The sequence below is a fragment of the Microcoleus sp. bin38.metabat.b11b12b14.051 genome (genome assembly GCF_013299165.1).
In the GTDB taxonomy this organism is placed as follows: domain Bacteria; phylum Cyanobacteriota; class Cyanobacteriia; order Cyanobacteriales; family Microcoleaceae; genus Microcoleus.
Map to the genome: position 1 here is coordinate 131,661 of NZ_JAAFKD010000016.1, position 17,800 is coordinate 149,460.

The 17,800-nt window shown below is 46.9% G+C and carries 12 protein-coding genes; 5 read left to right on the forward strand and 7 right to left on the reverse strand.

All coding sequences use genetic code 11. The features are described 5' to 3' along the window. Positions 1-64: 64 nt before the first annotated feature. Positions 65-1,243, forward strand: coding sequence for a M20 family metallopeptidase (locus QZW47_RS18130; RefSeq protein WP_293129314.1), 1,179 nt, complete (start codon positions 65-67; stop codon positions 1,241-1,243). Between the two features lie 486 nt (positions 1,244-1,729). Here QZW47_RS18130 and QZW47_RS18135 read toward each other — a convergent pair whose 3' ends face one another. Together QZW47_RS18135 and QZW47_RS18140 are read right to left on the reverse strand one after the other, a co-directional pair. After that, on the reverse strand, positions 1,730-4,735 hold the full coding sequence (locus tag QZW47_RS18135; RefSeq protein WP_293129316.1) for a COR domain-containing protein: 3,006 nt from the start codon (positions 4,733-4,735) through the stop codon (positions 1,730-1,732). 180 nt (positions 4,736-4,915) lie between these two features. Continuing rightward, positions 4,916-5,143, reverse strand: a complete 228-nt coding sequence (locus tag QZW47_RS18140; RefSeq protein WP_293129318.1) for a hypothetical protein — start codon at positions 5,141-5,143, stop codon at positions 4,916-4,918. A gap of 488 nt (positions 5,144-5,631) precedes the next feature. Between QZW47_RS18140 and QZW47_RS18145 the strand changes: the two genes are divergently transcribed. After that, a complete protein-coding gene (locus QZW47_RS18145; protein WP_293129320.1) occupies positions 5,632-7,287 on the forward strand; it encodes a SpoIID/LytB domain-containing protein in 1,656 nt (551 codons plus the stop codon). A 590-nt stretch (positions 7,288-7,877) separates the two neighbouring features. On the opposite strand, the gene QZW47_RS18150 is transcribed toward QZW47_RS18145, so the two are convergent. Then, the gene (locus tag QZW47_RS18150) at positions 7,878-8,177 is read right to left on the reverse strand and encodes a ferredoxin (protein ID WP_293129326.1); all 300 of its coding nucleotides are present in this window, start codon (positions 8,175-8,177) and stop codon (positions 7,878-7,880) included. A gap of 563 nt (positions 8,178-8,740) precedes the next feature. Here QZW47_RS18150 and QZW47_RS18155 point away from each other — a divergent pair. Continuing rightward, on the forward strand, positions 8,741-9,754 hold the full coding sequence (locus QZW47_RS18155; protein WP_293129328.1) for a Gfo/Idh/MocA family oxidoreductase: 1,014 nt from the start codon (positions 8,741-8,743) through the stop codon (positions 9,752-9,754). A 223-nt stretch (positions 9,755-9,977) separates the two neighbouring features. Next, positions 9,978-10,886, forward strand: coding sequence for a DMT family transporter (locus QZW47_RS18160; RefSeq protein WP_293129330.1), 909 nt, complete (start codon positions 9,978-9,980; stop codon positions 10,884-10,886). Positions 10,887-11,256: 370 nt separating this feature from the next. On the opposite strand, the gene QZW47_RS18165 is transcribed toward QZW47_RS18160, so the two are convergent. Together QZW47_RS18165 and QZW47_RS18170 are read right to left on the reverse strand one after the other, a co-directional pair. Further along, positions 11,257-12,219: a glycosyltransferase family 2 protein gene (locus QZW47_RS18165; RefSeq protein WP_293129332.1), complete on the reverse strand. Its 963-nt coding sequence runs from the start codon at positions 12,217-12,219 to the stop codon at positions 11,257-11,259. A gap of 47 nt (positions 12,220-12,266) precedes the next feature. Continuing rightward, positions 12,267-14,204: a hypothetical protein gene (locus QZW47_RS18170; protein WP_293129334.1), complete on the reverse strand. Its 1,938-nt coding sequence runs from the start codon at positions 14,202-14,204 to the stop codon at positions 12,267-12,269. Positions 14,205-14,408: 204 nt separating this feature from the next. Between QZW47_RS18170 and QZW47_RS18175 the strand changes: the two genes are divergently transcribed. Continuing rightward, positions 14,409-15,032, forward strand: coding sequence for a TenA family protein (locus QZW47_RS18175; RefSeq protein ID WP_293129336.1), 624 nt, complete (start codon positions 14,409-14,411; stop codon positions 15,030-15,032). A gap of 157 nt (positions 15,033-15,189) precedes the next feature. On the opposite strand, the gene QZW47_RS18180 is transcribed toward QZW47_RS18175, so the two are convergent. Both QZW47_RS18180 and QZW47_RS18185 read right to left on the reverse strand, forming a co-directional pair. Next, positions 15,190-16,329 (reverse strand): mannosyltransferase family protein, encoded by a 1,140-nt coding sequence (locus QZW47_RS18180; protein ID WP_293129338.1) that lies wholly within the window; start codon positions 16,327-16,329, stop codon positions 15,190-15,192. Between the two features lie 87 nt (positions 16,330-16,416). Next, positions 16,417-17,712, reverse strand: coding sequence for a pentapeptide repeat-containing protein (locus QZW47_RS18185; protein ID WP_293129340.1), 1,296 nt, complete (start codon positions 17,710-17,712; stop codon positions 16,417-16,419). Positions 17,713-17,800 lie beyond the last annotated feature (88 nt).

The window sequence follows — 17,800 nt, forward strand, 5'->3', positions numbered from 1 at the left end:
AACCCAGTTCACAGCCAAGCATTTGCGTTAACCTAGTGGATTAAAGCTCTCCCCAACATAATCCATGCTTGCCCGCATCCAAGAACTAGCAGCCACCCTCGCACCCCGTTTAACCGAAATTCGCCGCCACATTCACTCGCACCCCGAACTCAGCGGCCAAGAATATCAAACTGCGGCCTATGTAGCCGGAGTGCTCGCTTCTAGCGGAGTCCGCGCCACGGAAGGAATCGGGAAAACCGGAGTCCTCGGCGAACTCAAAACTAACAGCAACGAGTCTCGCTGGCTAGCAATTCGCACTGATATGGACGCTTTACCGATTCAAGAACGTACTAATTTAGAATTTGCCTCGCGCAACGAGGGAGTGATGCACGCCTGCGGCCACGATATCCACACTACGGTGGGTTTGGGCGCAGCGATGATATTGTCTGAGTTAAAAGAAAAATTTTCTGGTAATGTGCGCTTTTTGTTTCAGCCGGCGGAAGAGATTGCCCAAGGTGCTCGCTGGATGATTGCAGATGGGGCGATGCAAGATGTTGATGGCATCCTCGGAGTGCACGTTTTTCCGACGATTCCCGGCGGTTGTATCGGTATCCGTCACGGGGCCCTGACGGCGGCGGCGGATGACCTAGAATTGATTGTAATTGGTGAATCTGGCCACGGTGCGCGTCCTCACGAGGCGATCGATGCAATTTGGATTGCTTCTCAGATTATTACTACTTTGCAGCAGGCGATTAGTCGCACGCAAAATCCTTTGAGGCCTGTGGTTTTGACGATCGGGCAAATTAGCGGCGGGCGAGCTCCAAACGTGATTGCCGATCGCGTAAAATTATTAGGAACCGTGCGATCGCTACATCCCGAAACCCACGAAAAACTACCCGCTTGGATCGAACAAATTGTGTCCAGCGTCTGCGCGACTTACGGCGCTAAGTACGAACTCACCTACAAGCGCGGCGTGCCCGGAGTCCAAAACGACCCGAAACTGACGCAATTACTCGAAGGTGCGGCTTTAGAAGCTTTAGGTCGATCGCGCGTTCAAATTTTACCAGAACCATCCCTCGGCGCGGAAGATTTTTCGATGTATCTAGAACACGCGCCGGGAACAATGTTTCGCTTGGGAGTGGGGCTGACTGACAAACCGAATTATCCTCTACATCACCCGCAGTTTGAGGTGGATGAAGCCGCCATTGTGACCGGCGCTGTCACTTTGGCCTATGCTGCTTGTCAATATTGGAAGCAGAAATAACAAATAAGACGGCGATTGAAACCGCCAGATAAGACGGCGGTTGAAACCGCGTCTACACAAACCATGTCCGCCTCCGCGGACTGAATCAGACGGCGAATAGAATTCGCGTCTACACAAACGATGTCCGCCTCCGCGGACTGAATCAGACGGCGAATAGAATTCGCGTCTACACAAACGATGTCCGCCTCCGCGGACTGAATAAGATAACATAATTTCAACTACGGCATTTTCTTCAACCCGCGGAGGCGGGTTTCGTCTGTGTAGACGCGGTTTCAACCGCCGGGTCTTCTCCACCGCCCGATCTTCTGATTCATTCACCGCCAATTCTAATTTAAAAAATTTTATGAACTTAGCACCCTACAATAACTTACCAAATAGCTAACTAACTGTAGAGTGCGTCAGGGGGAAAATGTTTAGTCTGTAGTCGTCACATTTAGCCCTGACGCACCCTACAATAACTAGCGATTTCAATCGCCGATTCCGAAATTAATACTCATTCACAAAATCTGGATGAACCCACAGAAATTCGCGGCGTTGGTTCTGCACCCGCACTAAACCACCAAAACCCGGATCTTTCTCTTTCAAAAGCGCGTGTAATTCTCGCAAAATCGCTCCTTGGCCACGGATTACTCCGCCCTGTACAAAATCAGGTGCATCGTTGTTAGACAAAGCAAAAACTTCGCTAGTTTTTGAGATAGACTCGATGCTTTTTTGTCCTAAATCGAGTTGTTCTTCAATGGCTTGGTAGGTGGTGTCATCTAACATTAGCTTGGTGGCTGAGCCGGCGACAGGTAACACTAGGCTAAGCACTCCAGTCATGACTTTGAAATAGGGGGCTGCTTTGATGAACCACTCACGTGAAAGGTTTAATTCATAGACTCCCTGCTTTTTGTTGTTGGGATTTAAGGCAGGTATGGGCTGGCGAGAGTGTTCGCACCAGAGGGTAAGTTGAAACTTGGCACTGATCCATTTTGGGTGATCGAAGAAACCAGGCTCGATTGGCTTAAAACTAAATAGACGTGGCCCATCTTTGGCTTCATCGGTCAGCATCTGCATCATATCTGCAAACTGCATATCAACCTTGCTCATAGTAGCAAGTTGTTGTTTCGTAAGTTCATCATATAGTTCTCGATCTCGCCCATCTTTGGCGGATAGTTCTTGTCGAATAACTTGTAATGTATCCTGCACATCTGTGAGTTTTGCAGTCAACAATATCTGAGCAGAAGGTTGAGCGAGCGGTGCATTATTTAGCAAGCGATCAATATTTTGCCATTTACCACACTGAGGACACGGAAACTCATCACGATTTTCCTTTTTGCTCTCAATTAGTTTCTCTATTTCAAATAGTCCGTTTCCTGGATCATTCTTACCGCAAGGCGTAAGACAAGGAACCATAATGTTACAATCCAATCCTTCCCAGAAATACTCGACTAGAGATTTAATCTCTTCGGTGAGATAAGACAGAAACCTTTCTGGATAAGCGGCCCGCACAGTGATTTTTACATCGGTATCAATATATTCCAGCAATGCCCGACCGTTATAGTCGTTTTCCAGCATCAAACCTCGTTTCCAGTGGATGCTGTCTTCGTAATTGAATCGACCCAGCGAGTATTTGTGCAAGCGGACAATCAACTGGTAAAACAACCCTTCTGCTACTGCAAACTGCCCCCGATTGTCTACAATGCGACAGATTTGTACTTGTTGTCTGTCTTCAGATTCTGGTTGTTCTCCCCAATTGGCGGTTAATTTTTCTTGCGGGCGGATATCCGGTACAAGTTGAGCAATCAGACTGGTATTGCTGGTTTTAGCTGGATCGAACACCACTCGATAGGAGAGATCGAAGCGATCCATCAGCCGTAGAAAGATGGGATGCAGTTCTGGTGGGTAGCCTTCCTCATCGGCAACTGGGGGATTACTCCATAACTGACTGAGATAGTCAAATTCGACTAAACCGTTGCGTTGGCGAGTCATTTGATCGTCTAGCACGAAGCTAATCGCTTTTGCCAGCCAGTCGGGTTTGAGGATGACGATATCGCGCAGGGTGGGGTCGTAATCGTAATGGATGAAATGCCCTAATGTATTGGAGATCCGAAGAAATAGTTCTGCCTGCTCCTCATCAATTCCCTGTTGGGCGCAGAGGGCAATCACATCATCGTAGGGTAGATAGGCTTTGTTGTTGGTTTGCAAGATTTCTCGGGCTCGCTGCCACTTGGCGGGAACGGTTTGGCCCATTTCGGGCAGAGACGCGGCAACACTAGCAATAGCTGCTTTTAAGTCCGCAAGTCCGGTACAATCCTTGTCGTTGGTGGGTTTGCTGTCTACATGGAAGAAACCAAGCACCATATCGCTACCGAATCTATCCAGAATCTCCTGTCTGTCAATGTCAGGCTGTCGCTGTCCGGGGCCGCCGTGGGTGGCGACTACCAAAACCTTCGCCTCCGGTTGCCGGTGCTTGATCAGCGTAATCCACTCTCTGACAAAGCCCTGCTGGGGGCCCTCCCGTGGTTTCCACACTACGAGATATACGGCTGGAGCGCTAAAAAACAACTGGTGCGTCGGTCGGTAAACCCGTTGACCGCCAAAATCCCAACCATTTAGGATGATTTCTGTGTCGCTATGGGTGACAGCAACGGGTTTAATCTCAATCCCATGAGTAGTGGGGCGACCTTCCACCCATTCATCCCCCCGCAATGCGCCCAACAGACAACTTTTGCCGACTTCACCCTCACCAATGATGATCAGCTTGGCTTCATTTAGTGTCACCCGTGCTTCTGCTTTTGCACGCAAGTATTGGAATAAAGCTCGACTACCTTGTTCATATGCAGCAGCAATGTCGGGATTGAGAGGGTTGCTGTCTAGTTTAAGCTGTGGCAATGGGGTGAGGGATGCGATCGACTTTGGTAGTGACCTCAGTTGGTTGTTGGAAAGGTCAAGTATTTGCAACTGGGTGAGGGAGGCGATCGACTCTGGCACTTCCGTCAGTCGGTTGTTGGAGAGGTCAAGCCGTTGCAACTGGGTGAGGGAGGCGATCGACTCTGGCACTTCCGTCAGTTGGTTGTTGCGGAGGTCAAGCATTTGCAACTGGGTGAGGGATGCGATCGCATCTGGCACTTCCGTTAGTTGGTTGTTGGAGAGATTAAGCTCTTGCAACTGGGTGAGGGAGGCGATCGCATCTGGCACTTCAGTCAATTGGTTGCTGGACACCTCAAGATTTTTCAACTGGGTGAGGGAGGCGATCGACTCTGGGAGTTGTGTCAGTTGGTTGTTGGAGAGGTTAAGCAATTGCAATTGGGTGAGGGATGCGATGGACTCTGGCAGTTTCGTCAGTTGGTTGTTGTAGAGGAAAAGCATTTGTAACGGGGTGAGGGAGGCGATGGACTCTGGCACTTCCGTCAGTTTCATGTCGCTGAGAGAAAGTATTTTTTTGTTTTCAGCATTTTTTGATTGTGCAATGAACTTCTCTGCGTACTGATACGCCTCATCTCGTGCCATAGCCAATTCCTTCCTTGTTTTCCCTAACAACCCAAATCGGAATAACAGCCAAACTTTTGATGACTAACTACTCCTACACCTAGTTTAGCGAGACAAGCTCAACCTAACATCCCCACAAACAAAACGCGGCCGATATTAAGCTGAGCCAGGACGATCGCACTTCAACACACTTCAACGCACTTACTTCGGTTCGTGACTCGCAATCCGCTTACCCTCGCCATCGTACACCTGCATCAGAATTTTCGCGTTTTCGGCGATCGCCTCCAAGGCATTTTGCAGAGTTACAACGTGCTTTTCCACAGCTTGGCGACTCTTCACAGAATTATTGTTATTCGCCTGAATGAAAGTTTGTTGCAACTTCTGCACATAATCAGTGCCTAAAGGTTGGATAGTTTCAAGGCTTTTCATGGGAGGCTAGAAACCGGGTTTCTACGAAATTTTGCGTTTAGTAGCGATAAATCTACGAAGAAACCCGGTTTCACCAGAGCACAACTATTTTGGAAGGTGCGTCGCTACGAGATTGTCGCTGTTTTTTAGGGATTTATCGTAGGCGACACACCCTACGACTCAACTTTTGCGATTGTTTTGCTAAGAGCTGGCAATGACAGACTTGCATTAGGTATCGTAACTTTTGCGATTGCTTCGCTAAGAGCTCGCAATGACAGACTGAAGTTTTGCGTTTAGTAGCGAGAAATCACGCAAGAAATCCGGTTTCTGAGAGCATGATTATTTTGCAAGGTGCGTCGCTACGAGATTGTTGCTCTTTTTTAGGGATTTATCGCAGGCGACGCACCCTACGACTGGCTTATCTTCGGCAATTTCGCTGTAGTGGCCGCCAAATGTGCTAACGTACAATGAAAAATCCCTAAATTTCAACTATCGGGAGACACACAACCGTGTTCGCTCAAGCACCTCCAACTCCCAATTACAAATGGTTTAGCTGCATTTCTAGCACTGTTTTCGCCGCATTGTGTCTGTTGCCCGTTTTCAGTGCTCCGGGATACGCCCAAACTCCCCAAAATCGACCCATCAAAATCGGCGTTGTGCAGCGGTTTGGTACTAAAGCTACCGACAAACTGACGCTGAAAGCATTACCGGGCGACAGTTTAACTTTGAGTTACAAAACTCCTCAAGGTACAGAAACCAAAACTGCCACTAGCATCAAGCTAGAAATCGCCAATAAACCTCTGGAAGCGCCCTTAGTAGAAGAACGAGTTGTTCTGAGCTCGCACCGCAGTTTTGAGAGTGCAGAAGATAGCGCGAATCAGTGGCGCGCTAAGGGCATTGATGTAGAAATTGCTCAACCTTTGCGCTGGCAAGTTTGGGCAAAAAGAGATACTTATAATTCTCCTTTGGTGCGGCGCTGGCTGTTGCAAAGTTTGCAAGATCAAGGTAATAAGACAGCTTTTTTAGATACTAAAGTTTTTAAACAAGTACCTCAAACGTTTTGGGTTTTAAATGGCTTTCGTTTTAACCGCAATGAGTTGGATGTGACTGCTGGCAAAAATGTGATTGAGGTATTGGAACAAACTACCCAAGAGGCGACAGCTACCGATCCTGAAAAAGCTATTCAACAAACTCGCCGTTATGGCGGCAGTCTGCGCTTACAAAAAAATTCTTATGGCACTTATACTTTAGTCAATAATGTGCTTACGGAAACTTATTTGCGCGGTGTTGTTCCTCACGAAATTGGCGCTTTTGCACCTTATGCTTCAATTGTCGCTCAAACTATTTTGGCGAGAACCTACGCCCTGAGAAATTTGCGCCGGTTTGCTGTGGATAATTACGAGTTGTGCGCTGATGTTAACTGTCAAGTTTATAAGGGTTTGACGGAAGTTTTTCCCCAAAGCGATCGCGCGATCGCCCAAACAGCAGGTTTAGTCCTAACTTACGAAAATCAGCTAGTAGACGCGCTCTATTCAGCGTCTAGCGGCGGTGTGACAGCGACTTTCGGCGATGTGTGGCACGGCCCGGAACGTCCATATTTGCGATCGATCGTCGATTCCCCCAAAAACGTCTGGGATTTGACAAAGCAGAGCTTGTCGGATGAAACCAATTTCCGGCGCTTTATGAGCCTGAAAGCAGGGTTTAATGAGGAAAAAGAAGAAACCTTCCGCTGGCGCGAACAAGTCTCGTTGACATCGATTGGTGGATTTCTGCGACAGTATCTTCAGAAAAAAAAGCACCCGCTAGCTAATTTTAAAACTCTCACAAAAGTTGAAGTGGTGGAAAGATCAGCCGCAGGTAGAGTTTTGCAAATGAAGGTACAAACAGACTTGGGCCCCATCGATATTGACAAAGACGAGATTCGGAATGCTTTTTATCCGCCGATTAGCACGCTGTTTTATCTCGAACCGATTTACAATGCGGATAAAAGCCTGAATGGTTATGCTTTTGTCGGCGGCGGTTTCGGACACGGCGTGGGAATGAGTCAAACCGGTTCTTACAATTTAGCTAATTTGGGCTGGAATGGCGATCGTATTCTGAGTTTTTATTTTCCCGGCGCTCAAGTTGTACCCCTCAATGATTCGATTACATTTTGGCGGGAATAGGACAAGATTCGGGATAAGCATTCGGGATAAGATTCGGCGGTTGAAACCGCGTCTACACAAACGAAGTCCGCCTCCGCGGACTGAAGAACATATGCAATATTAATCGTCTTATCTTCAACCCGCGGAGGTGGTCGCTGAGCTTGTCGAAGTGCGGGTTTTGTTTGTATAGACGCGGTTTCAACCGCCGTCTTTTCTTCAACCCGCGGAGGTGGTCGCTGAGCTTGTCGAAGTGCGGGTTTGGTTTGTATAGACGCGGTTTCAACCGCCGTCTTTAACCGCCGTCTTTAACCGCCGTCTTTAACCGCCGTCTTTTCTTCAACCCGCGGAGGTGGTCGCTGAGCTTGTCGAAGTGCGGGTTTGGTTTGTATAGACGCGGTTGAAACCGCCGTCTTTAACCGCCGTCTTTAACCGCCGTCTTTAACCGCCGTCTTTAACCGCCGTCTTCAACCGCCGTCTTTAACGCAAAAACCCGGTTTCAACCGCCGTCTTCAACACAAAAACCCAGTTTCTTAACGTAATTGAGCAAAAATAGCTCAATTACGCCAACAAGAAACCGGGTTACTTAGCGCATCGCGCCCGTAAATCCTTCCTTAGTAGAGGGATTCTTCTTGGTGAGTTTCGATCGTACAATCAGACTTAGGATAAGCGACGCAGGTCAGAACAAATCCGGCTTCGATTTGGTCGTCGTCCAAGAAAGATTGGTCAGATTGGTCAATTTCACCAGCAGTAATTTTGCCGGCGCAGGTGGAGCAAGCTCCAGCGCGGCAAGAATACGGGAGGTCAAGTCCTGCTTCTTCGGCTGCATCAAGAATGTAAGTATCGTCATCAACGTCAATGGTCTGGTTGATTCCTTCGGCTTCGCTGATGAGGGTAACTTTGTAAGTTGCCATGCACTAAATCCTCTCAAAAATTCAACAAATTCAATAATTTTTCCTAATGCAACGTTCAAGGCTTTATTAGCTTTGAGGTTAGCTCTTAGGTTCGTTCCCTCTATGATAGTAGGGGAAAGAAGTAAGGTTGCAACACTCATTTACAAAAAATTTGAATGGGATTAGTTATAACTTTTTCTAATTTCATCTTGATTGCTTATATCTATGTTGGGCTCAGCGGTGGGCTCGTCTTGTAGCTACCCTGGCTCCAAACCACCAAGTTTCTAGGAAAAATCTTGGTTTGAGCGGCTAAATACAGCCGAAAAACCGGGTATTTGGTATCTCCAAGGACGATCGACTTTCTACAGGGCTGGCTGCAAGTTTGTCCCCGCCAGGGGTGAGATGTATAGTGAGAAGGCATTTCTAACTTGGGTGGTGCAAGCCCGATCGCACAAATCCCAGAAATCGCACCACAGCCTAAAATCTCAGCGATAGAACCGCCAATCCCTCCGCTGTAAGCCTCTAACTATACTTAGAGCTTAAATCTCCAATATAAAAATGCAACATCTCAAATCTCAAATCCTATGACCCAGATTAATACAGGCTTTGGTTTTTCAGTAAATTCTCCAATTCGCGTGGGGATTGTGGGTACTGGTTTTGCAGCTAAGTTGAGAGCCCAGACGCTGGTAGCTGACGCGCGATCGAATTTGGTAGCAGTCGCGGGCCACAACCCGGAAAACACCGCAGAATTTTGTGAAGAATTTGGCGCAGAAGCTGCGGTTTCTTGGCGCAAACTGGTAGAAAGAGACGATTTAGATTTAGTAATCGTCTGTACGGTGAACCGGGATCACGGGGCGATCGTCCTGGCGGCGCTGGAAAATCACAAGCACGTTGTGGTCGAATATCCTCTATCTTTAGATGTATCTGAGGCAAAAAGGGCGATCGAGCTGGCGGCCCAAAACCAAAAACTCCTCCACATCGAACACATCGAACTGTTAGGCGGTTTGCACCAAGCCATCAAAGAATCCTTACCATTAATCGGTAAAGTTTTTTACGCCCGCTACGTCACCGTTACCCCCCAGCGCACCGCACCGCAGCGCTGGACTTTTCAACACTCCCTGTTTGGTTTTCCCTTAATCGGCGCCATCTCTCGACTCCACCGATTTACTAATTTGTTCGGGGAAGTCGCAACCGTTAACTGTCAAACTCAATTTTGGGACACACAACCGGATTTATACAAAGCTTGTTTGTGCAACGCACAGTTGCGCTTTACCAATGGCGTACTCGCTGAAGCTGTGTATGGAAAGGGAGAGACTTTTTCCCAGTCAGAAAACATTTTTACCATCTACGGAGAAGCCGGAACCCTAATTTTCACTCCCGAATCCGGTCAATTAATTCAGGGGGAAAATCGGCAAACTCTCAAAGTAGGAACGCGGCGCGGTTTGTTTGCCAAAGATACGGATATGGTGTTAGACTGTCTGCTCGACGGTACGCCCTTGTACGTCGAAAACACCAGTAGTTTGTACGCTTTGAAAGTAGCTGATGCTGCGAGGCGATCGAGCGAAACAAATCAAAAATTGGCGATCGACAATTCATGAATTATTCAGCCCGCAAAAGTGTTCGCCCTCCCTTGTTAAAGTGCGGTTTTTATCTATAGAGACGCGGCATCAACCGCCAACTTTTACTCTTCAACCCGCGGAGGCGGGTTTTGTCTGTGTAGTAGCGGTTTCAACCGCCGACTTTTTTCTTCTGCACCTCTCCACTTTTTTCTTCTGCACCTCTCCACCTCCGTAAAAACCACTTATACTTCACAGCTAAAAAATGAAATTATACTGGAAAAATCATCAATTAGAGCCAGAAACAATCGGGCTAATTTACGGTTTTATCGGCGTAATTGGCTTCAGCTTAACACTGCCAGGAACTAGAGCAGCCGTGCAGGATTTAGACCCAATTTTTGTAGGATTAGGACGCGGATTAGTAGCAGCCGTACTAGCAGCAGTAACTTTAAAAATAACGCATCAACCTATCCCCTCCAAACAGCAATTGTGGAGTTTATTAGTTGTCGGATTGGGAGTGGTTGTCGGATTTCCCCTATTATCAGCTTGGGCAATGCAGCGAGTACCTGCCGCCCACGGTGCCGTAGTATTAGGCTTGTTACCCTTAGCCACAGCAATCGGGGGAGTTGTGCGATCGGGCGATCGGCCATCTTCTAGCTTTTGGCTTGCTAGTATCGCCGGGAGTGTAACCGTTGTCGGTTTTGGAATTGTCAGTGGTGCAGGGCAACTCAAACCCGCAGATTTAGCTTTATTTGCATCGGTAATTGCTGCTGCTTTTGGTTACGCCGAAGGTGGGCGAGTAGCTAAGACTTTAGGTGGCTGGCAAGTTATCTGTTGGGCATTGATACTTATTGCTCCCTTCGAGGTTTTGCCGACAATTATTGTAGTTTTAAAACATGGATTAATAGCTGCACCCACGGCGTGGTTGGGTTTTGCCTATGTGAGTATTGTCAGTCAATTTGTCGCATTTTTTGCCTGGTATGAGGGGATGGCAATTGGTGGAGTTGCCAGAGTAGGACAAATTCAGCTATTGCAACCATTTTTGACTATCTTAGCATCCGCCATTTTGCTTGGTGAAACTGTAGAACCGATCGCCCTAGGCAGCGCTTGTTTAGTTGTGATCTGTGTCGCAGCGGGCAAAAAAGCATCAATTAAGCAGGCAGCAGATTTGTGATGCCAACAAATTTTTGGGGCGTTTCATCCCCCAAATCAGCTAACCTACAGGGCGAGGCAAACCCTACATTAATCTAATTCTCAATCTTTAATGCTAATATATTGAGGCTAAATTCCTCATATTAATTCCATTAGCATAGAAAATATTCATCTCTGCGTTCTCTGCGTTCTCTGCGGTAAAATCATTCCGATCCAACCGGAATTGATATCACTACAAACCTTAATATAAATGTTGCTAGTGATGACTTCATGACTCGGATTTTTGCGGACTGAAGTCCTCACTACTAACCTATTTTAGTGTCAGCATTTTAGCTGACTCCATATAATACCAGATAACTTGGGCAAAATTCCTTAAGTGTTGTTTGCTAAGATTATTTTGGTGATTTTGGGCGATCGCCAAAACCAGCAACTTCTCCCAGCGTATACAGCGGCCTCCCCTTCACCTCTTCGTAAATCCGCCCGATATACTGCCCCAAAATCCCAATACTGACCAACTGCACCGCACCCAAAAAGAAAACCGCCATAATTATAATCGTCAAACCACTTAATGCCGCACCAGGAGAGAAAAGACGCCAATACAACACCAAAAAAGCCATTAACACAGACACCAAAGCCGAAAACAAACCCAAATAAATCGACAGTTGCAGAGGAACTTTTGAAAAAGATACTAAACCGTTCATCGCCAAAGCAAAAGATTTGCTGAAGGTATACTTAACGTCGCCAGCAAAACGCGGATCTCGATCAAACTTAACAGCAGTTTGTTTGAAACCAATCCAAGCCCGCAATCCCCGAATGTAACGGTTGCGTTCCGGCATCGCATTGAGCACGTCCACTACGCACCTATCCATCAAACAAAAATCCCCCGTATCGATCGGAATATCAACATCCGCAAGATTCCGCAAAATGCGATAATACATATAAGCTGGCAACCGCTTAAACCAACTTTCTTGACGGCGTTGAGTGCGCTGGGCGTAAACCACTTGATAGCCGAGCCGCCACTGTTCTACCATATCTAGAATTAGCTCTGGCGGGTCTTGCAAATCGCCGTCCATGATGACTACAACTTGACCGCTAGAAAAGTTTAAACCAGCAGTTACCGCTATTTGGTGGCCGAAATTGCGGGCTAAACTGAGGTAACAAATCCGTGAGTCTTGTTCGTGCAAATCTCGTAAAAGTTCCAAAGAGCGATCGCGGCTGCCGTCGTTGATTAAAATTAGTTCTACTGGGTCGTCCATTCGCTCCATCACGCCACTAACTCGGCGGTACAATTCGGGGAGATTTTCTTCTTCGTTATAAATGGGAATTATTAAGGAATATTTAGGTGTATTTTGCATCGGAGTTTCTCTGGTACAATCAGGCGATTAGCTGTTGAATCAAGATTTTATTTTTTCACAAACACGCTCAGCGGTTCCATCGACCATTTGTGTTCGTAAGTTTGATTTTTGACTGTTATCTCTTTTAGTTGTTTGCCGTCATTTTTTGTATCAGAGTAAAGTATCGCACAAGGAATAAAACTTTTGTAAGGCTCTACGTTCAGTTTTTGCCCGACGACGGGATCTATCGTCGAAATGTGTTCGATGCGAGGTGCTGGTTTCCCAGACTCTGGAAGCATTACCCACAAGGGATATTCCCACACACTTTTCGCCCAAAACGACAATCCTATATTCGCGCACTTTTGAGATTTCACAAAATCTACTGCTTTATTGTAAGCAACCTCGATGTTCGGCCTGCTTGTAAAGTAAAGCTCTTGTCTGCTGCTATTAAAAATGTTACTATCTCCCAGTAAAGGTCTGAATTTGTTGTGAGCAATCCAAGGTAGGGACATGATAATTAGAATTGCCACTAGATAATTCGCTATTCTATGATTTGATATTTGCGAGACGGCTAATCCAAATATCGGCGCAAATAACACGAATATTGACAGGTGGTGACGGCTGTGCCAAGGTTGCAATTTGAGAAGAAGACACAGCAGTAAAAATGTCATGATTGCAGCACTTAAATAAGTTACTACTATTTGGGTTCTTTTCAAACTGTGATTTCTAAATATCAGCGCGATGGTGGCAAATGTCAGCCAAAAGTGAATCGGGTTGGTAGCTGTGTTTTCATTAAATGACGGTGTGGCGATCGCAAATACTTGTCCGGGAGGCCAAGTGATGCGCGGATCGTTTGTGGCTACTCCCAGTATTCTGTGCAGCACGTTAATCACTCCCACGATTGCGCCGTTAATCCGGGAAATCCTCGTCCCGGCTTGCATACCTAAATTTCTAATTACATTTGACAGGAAAGTTGGCAGCGTCAATCCTTCAATTTTATATTCTTTAGTAAAACTTTCTGGCGCTCCGATCGCATAACCAAACAAATCATAATTTCGCCAAAAGTGACCTAAATTTAGCATCAAAGTTACCGCAGCTATTATCAAAATCGGTGGCAGCATCTTTCCCCGAAAACCTTTAATCCCTGCCACAAGAAACCACAGAATAAAAGGCAGACAAAATATATAAGCTGTCGTTTTTGTCAACAGAGCTAAACCCAAACCAGCACCGATTTTGAAAGTATTAAACCCAGTAATTCCTGCCTGGAGTCCTGCTAAACCGCAGCAAACAAAACACACCACCCAGAAACATACAGCATAATCGTTTTGAGTGCTAGAACCCTGGAGGATACCCATCGGTAAAGTCGCTGCAAAAACCGCTGCAAAAACTTGACCGCGCCCATTAGCACCCAGGTGTTGAGCAATTAAAGAAACTGCGATCGCGCTGCCGGCCATACTCAACCACTGTACCAAATTAGCATAGCGATCGCCCCCGCTTAAAATCTGAAAGTGCATAATTGCAAACTCAGCCCCCGGCGGGTGATACAACTGCGGCACGTAAGAAGTAGGATAATGCTCCACGCTACGGTTTTGCATCCAGTGAGCAACCCGGCTCATGTGATAAGTCATCGAATCCCAATTGTTAGGCGGCGCAACCACAGCAATCAAACCAACCCCAGCAAAAATCAACAATACACCGCCTAGCAACCCCGCTAAGACACTAGAAAATTGCTCATCTTTAGTTTTTTCCAAAATTGGCTCGCTAGGCTTAAATTTTAAATAAACAATCAAACCGAGAATACCTGCTACCAGCCACAGCCCCAACACCCACTCGAAAGTCAGCAACCTAAATAAACTTAAAATTTCCGTAGATGAAGCAACAAGCACTCCCCAAATAATTGCAGCAGACAAAATAGCACTGCGCCAACACTTATCGATTTTCTCAAATATAAGAAAAAAAATGCCCAGAGCTACCAATGGCATCAAGCCGAATATATCTGTTATCATCAAAGTTAATCCTGCTGCTAAAAGTTAGCTCACTTGACAGTTGACAGTTGACATAAGAGCCCGCTCGCTCTTGTCGAGGGGTTGACAGTTGACAGCTACCTCTACTTTGATGGAAGACGATTGGAGTAATGAACAGTCTTTTTTGAATTTGTCCATAAAAAAGAGATGCTTTTAACGAATTTTTTATGGTAAAACTATAAAAATATGACAAATTCTAAGTATCTTTGGCAAGCAAATCAAGACTTAAGGGAAGGTTGCCTGCAACATCCTTTTGTCAGAGGCATTGCTGACGGCAGCCTACCCCAAAATAGTTTTGCATATTACGTTGCACAAGACGCATTTTTTCTGAAAGCATTTGCCCGCGCTTACAGCATTGCTGCGGCAAAAGCACCCGATTGGGAGGGGTTTGAAATCCTCCACAATCTCGGCGGTGGCGTTTTGGAAGAATTGCACCTGCATCAAGGATATGCAGCGAAATGGGGTGTAAACTTGCCCGAGATCAAACCCGGAATCGCTACCCGCCGCTACAAGGATTTTTTATTAGCAACAGCTTGGGGAAGCGGTGTAGGTTTAACAGTAGCAGCGATGACTCCTTGTTTGCGGTTGTATGCTTTTTTGGGGCAGCAGTTAGCTCAACCTCATATACCGGAACACGCCTTGAGCGAGTGGATTTCTACCTACAGCAGCCCGGAGTTTGAGATTTTAGCTTCGCGGCTGGAAAGTTTGGTCGATCGCTATGCCGAATCTACGCCCGAAGTAGAAGCCACCTATCGCTATGCTATGCTGTGCGAAAGAGACTTTTTTCAGGCAGCATGGGAGGTAGAGTAAATTAAGTTTATGAAAAATATATTGAGCAAGATCTTAAGTTACCAAGAAGAATGGGTTTAAAACATCGTCTTTCTAGGGGGAAATAAAACAAAACTATTCACTGTTTCAATCCTGTTGCTTTTAGCCAGAAGTAGCCCTCAAGCGTCAACTGAATGAACTATGCCCACGCAGCAAATTTAACAGCCATGTACAGCAGGAATGTAGGAAATAATGTCATCACAGCATATCCCCAACGACGCTGACTGCTCAAAAGTAAACCGAGTGCGATCGATAGCGACAAAATCCCGTAAGCATAGCGGTGAACCGATTGGAGAGCACCGGAGTTGAGCAACAGCGCTAAAGAGCAAAAACCGAAGCTGATGAGTGTAATGCTGAGCTTTTTTCGCAAGTACCACAACAAATAGCCACCGCCAAAAATCATCCCAACTTTACTAACAGCTTGCACGCGGAAACTAAAAAAATCCCGAAATATGTCCAACCAAGTAGGCTGAACCCAGGCTTTTTGGACGTGAATAAATGCTAAGGCATCTCCAAAAGTCAGACCACAATACAAACTAAATGACAACAACCCGATCGCGCTAGCCAAACCCGCAGCATAAGCGATAGGAGGTCTTTTTTCCCTCCAAGCTGTCAGCAAAAAAGTAGGTATCAGTGCCACTTCCGGCCCCCTAGTAGCCGTCGTCAAAGCACCCCAAAAACCCGCCCAAATATACTCGCCCCTCTCAAAAGCTCGCAAAGCCGATGCTGTTAGGAACAAAAACAATCCTTCTGTGTAGATAACAGTACAAAATAGCGAAAACGGACACCAGGCAAGTACAGCAGTCGTCCACTTAGCTGCACCTGTATCGTATCGCTGTTCTACCCAAAAGTAAACCAGCACTAATGCACCCATAAATGCCAAACTATTGATTAGTACCCCCGCTACTTCCACTTGTATCCCCAAAGTTATCAGCCCGCGCACCAGCAAAGGAAACAGCGGATAAAAAGCAACAGAATGATGCTGCCCGTCATCTGCATAGCTGTAGCCTAAAGTAGCGATTTCGATGTACCATTTACCGTCCCAGTGCGAAAACAATTCCCAGCCACTTTTGGGAAGGAAGCCACTCACAAAACCCAGAGGTGGCTCAATGGCATACACTGGCGACTTCTTGCAGACTAAAGGAGCAATTAGCTGCATCCCGATCGCAATTACCGATCGGCTCAGAAACCACATAGCAAGTACAAAAATTAACCCGTCCCTGCTGTTGTGGCGATCGCGATGCGGAGTTACTTCTGGGTGTAACTCAGTATTTTTCATGGCTAAAACACTACCCAAGCGTTGATTTAAAACCCCTCAAGTATAGCCGACTGAAATATATACGTAAGCACAGGGCGATCGCCAATCTTAACGTCCGAGTTTATTAGGAATACCTTCGCAGCCACCGGGAATAGTCTCTCTCGACTTTGAGCCGCACCAAGCGCAGCAGTAATAGCGCTGCTCGTCCGACAGCCGCTTGACAGCGGTGAAATCAGCACGTTCAACCACAGCGCCGGTATGTTCGCCCGTTTGATAGTTAGCAAATTCCGTGCGGCTGCGGGGAGATGCTTTTTCAGCAGAGCCGTAGAATAATATTGCTGCTCTCATGTCGGCGCGAGCTAGATTGGCGTCGTACAGGATAGCACGCGAGAGGTTGGCTTTGACTAAATCGCACTTGCTGAGGTTGGCGCGGACAAGGTTAGCTTCGCTCAACTCCGTCCACCGCAAATCGGTGCCCGCTAGGTCAGCACCGGCTAACATAACGTTTAAATCGATGACGCGGATGCCGTGATCTCTGTCTTCTGCGTAGCCACCATCGCCGTCAAGGATGGGGCGGCCCAAAAGCCGATCGCGCTTCAGAGGAGTAACCAATCTCGACTGCGACAAAAACCGCAGAATTTTCGCTTTACCTTCAGCATCCACACTGCTCATAATCGCAGCCGTGCGGCCTTCGGCGATCGCCCTTTCTTGCGGCCAATCTTCCAAAAACCCTTGCTCGTCAAGGGCTAAATCCGAAACTCCTTGAAAATAAGCATCGATCGTTTGCTGCTGCGTAATGCGATTTTGCTGAATCGTCAAATCCTTCGAGATTACGTACTGGCGCCAAGCCACATAAACGCCCAAAATTGCGATTAAAATTTGACCCAAAGCGCCAATTAACTCGCCCAGAGCTCCGATCGCATCCCAGTTGATTTGGATATTGCGACTTCCCGGTTCAGTATTAGTACCGCTGAGCATCAACAAGCCAACAATCCCAGCTAAAAGCCCGAAGCAAGAGACAATCAGGGTGCGCCAAGTCGGCGGAATTACTTGCACCCAGATTTTGCCCCAACTCGGCCACATCATCCGCAGCGATACCCCGATCGCACCGATGGCACCAATTAAGCCCAGCCAAATGTTGTCATTAGCGAGTCCAAAAATCATCGCTGCGATCAACCCCAGCGTCAGCACCGAAGCCGACTTCTCAGCAGTCGTTTGTGCCGGCTGTTGCGGCAATAAAACCTTGCGGGTTGCAGGAGGTGGCGGCAGCGGTTTTTCCAGATCCGCAGTGGCGACGATTGCCGCTGGCTCTGATGGCACAGTAGGGCTTGCACCGTTAAGATTTTCTACAGTCACGTTCGACTCAGGAAGATTTGGTTGAGAAGAGTTTGGTTCTGGTGTCATGCGTTGAGGCAAATTCTAATTTTGGGCGATCGCTAAAACGATTTTAACTAACGAAGCACGATTCTAGATAGCATTACAATAGAAATAT

What these genes read in the sequence shown, in the direction of transcription:
- QZW47_RS18130 (WP_293129314.1), top strand. Translation starts at nt 65, where the DNA reads ATGCTTGCCCGCATCCAAGAACTAGCAGCCACCCTCGCACCCCGTTTA.
- QZW47_RS18135 (WP_293129316.1), bottom strand. Translation starts at nt 4,735, where the DNA reads ATGGCACGAGATGAGGCGTATCAGTACGCAGAGAAGTTCATTGCACAA.
- QZW47_RS18140 (WP_293129318.1), bottom strand. Translation starts at nt 5,143, where the DNA reads ATGAAAAGCCTTGAAACTATCCAACCTTTAGGCACTGATTATGTGCAG.
- QZW47_RS18150 (WP_293129326.1), bottom strand. Translation starts at nt 8,177, where the DNA reads ATGGCAACTTACAAAGTTACCCTCATCAGCGAAGCCGAAGGAATCAAC.
- QZW47_RS18155 (WP_293129328.1), top strand. Translation starts at nt 8,741, where the DNA reads ATGACCCAGATTAATACAGGCTTTGGTTTTTCAGTAAATTCTCCAATT.
- QZW47_RS18160 (WP_293129330.1), top strand. Translation starts at nt 9,978, where the DNA reads ATGAAATTATACTGGAAAAATCATCAATTAGAGCCAGAAACAATCGGG.
- QZW47_RS18165 (WP_293129332.1), bottom strand. Translation starts at nt 12,219, where the DNA reads ATGCAAAATACACCTAAATATTCCTTAATAATTCCCATTTATAACGAA.
- QZW47_RS18170 (WP_293129334.1), bottom strand. Translation starts at nt 14,204, where the DNA reads ATGATAACAGATATATTCGGCTTGATGCCATTGGTAGCTCTGGGCATT.
- QZW47_RS18175 (WP_293129336.1), top strand. Translation starts at nt 14,409, where the DNA reads ATGACAAATTCTAAGTATCTTTGGCAAGCAAATCAAGACTTAAGGGAA.
- QZW47_RS18180 (WP_293129338.1), bottom strand. Translation starts at nt 16,329, where the DNA reads ATGAAAAATACTGAGTTACACCCAGAAGTAACTCCGCATCGCGATCGC.
- QZW47_RS18185 (WP_293129340.1), bottom strand. Translation starts at nt 17,712, where the DNA reads ATGACACCAGAACCAAACTCTTCTCAACCAAATCTTCCTGAGTCGAAC.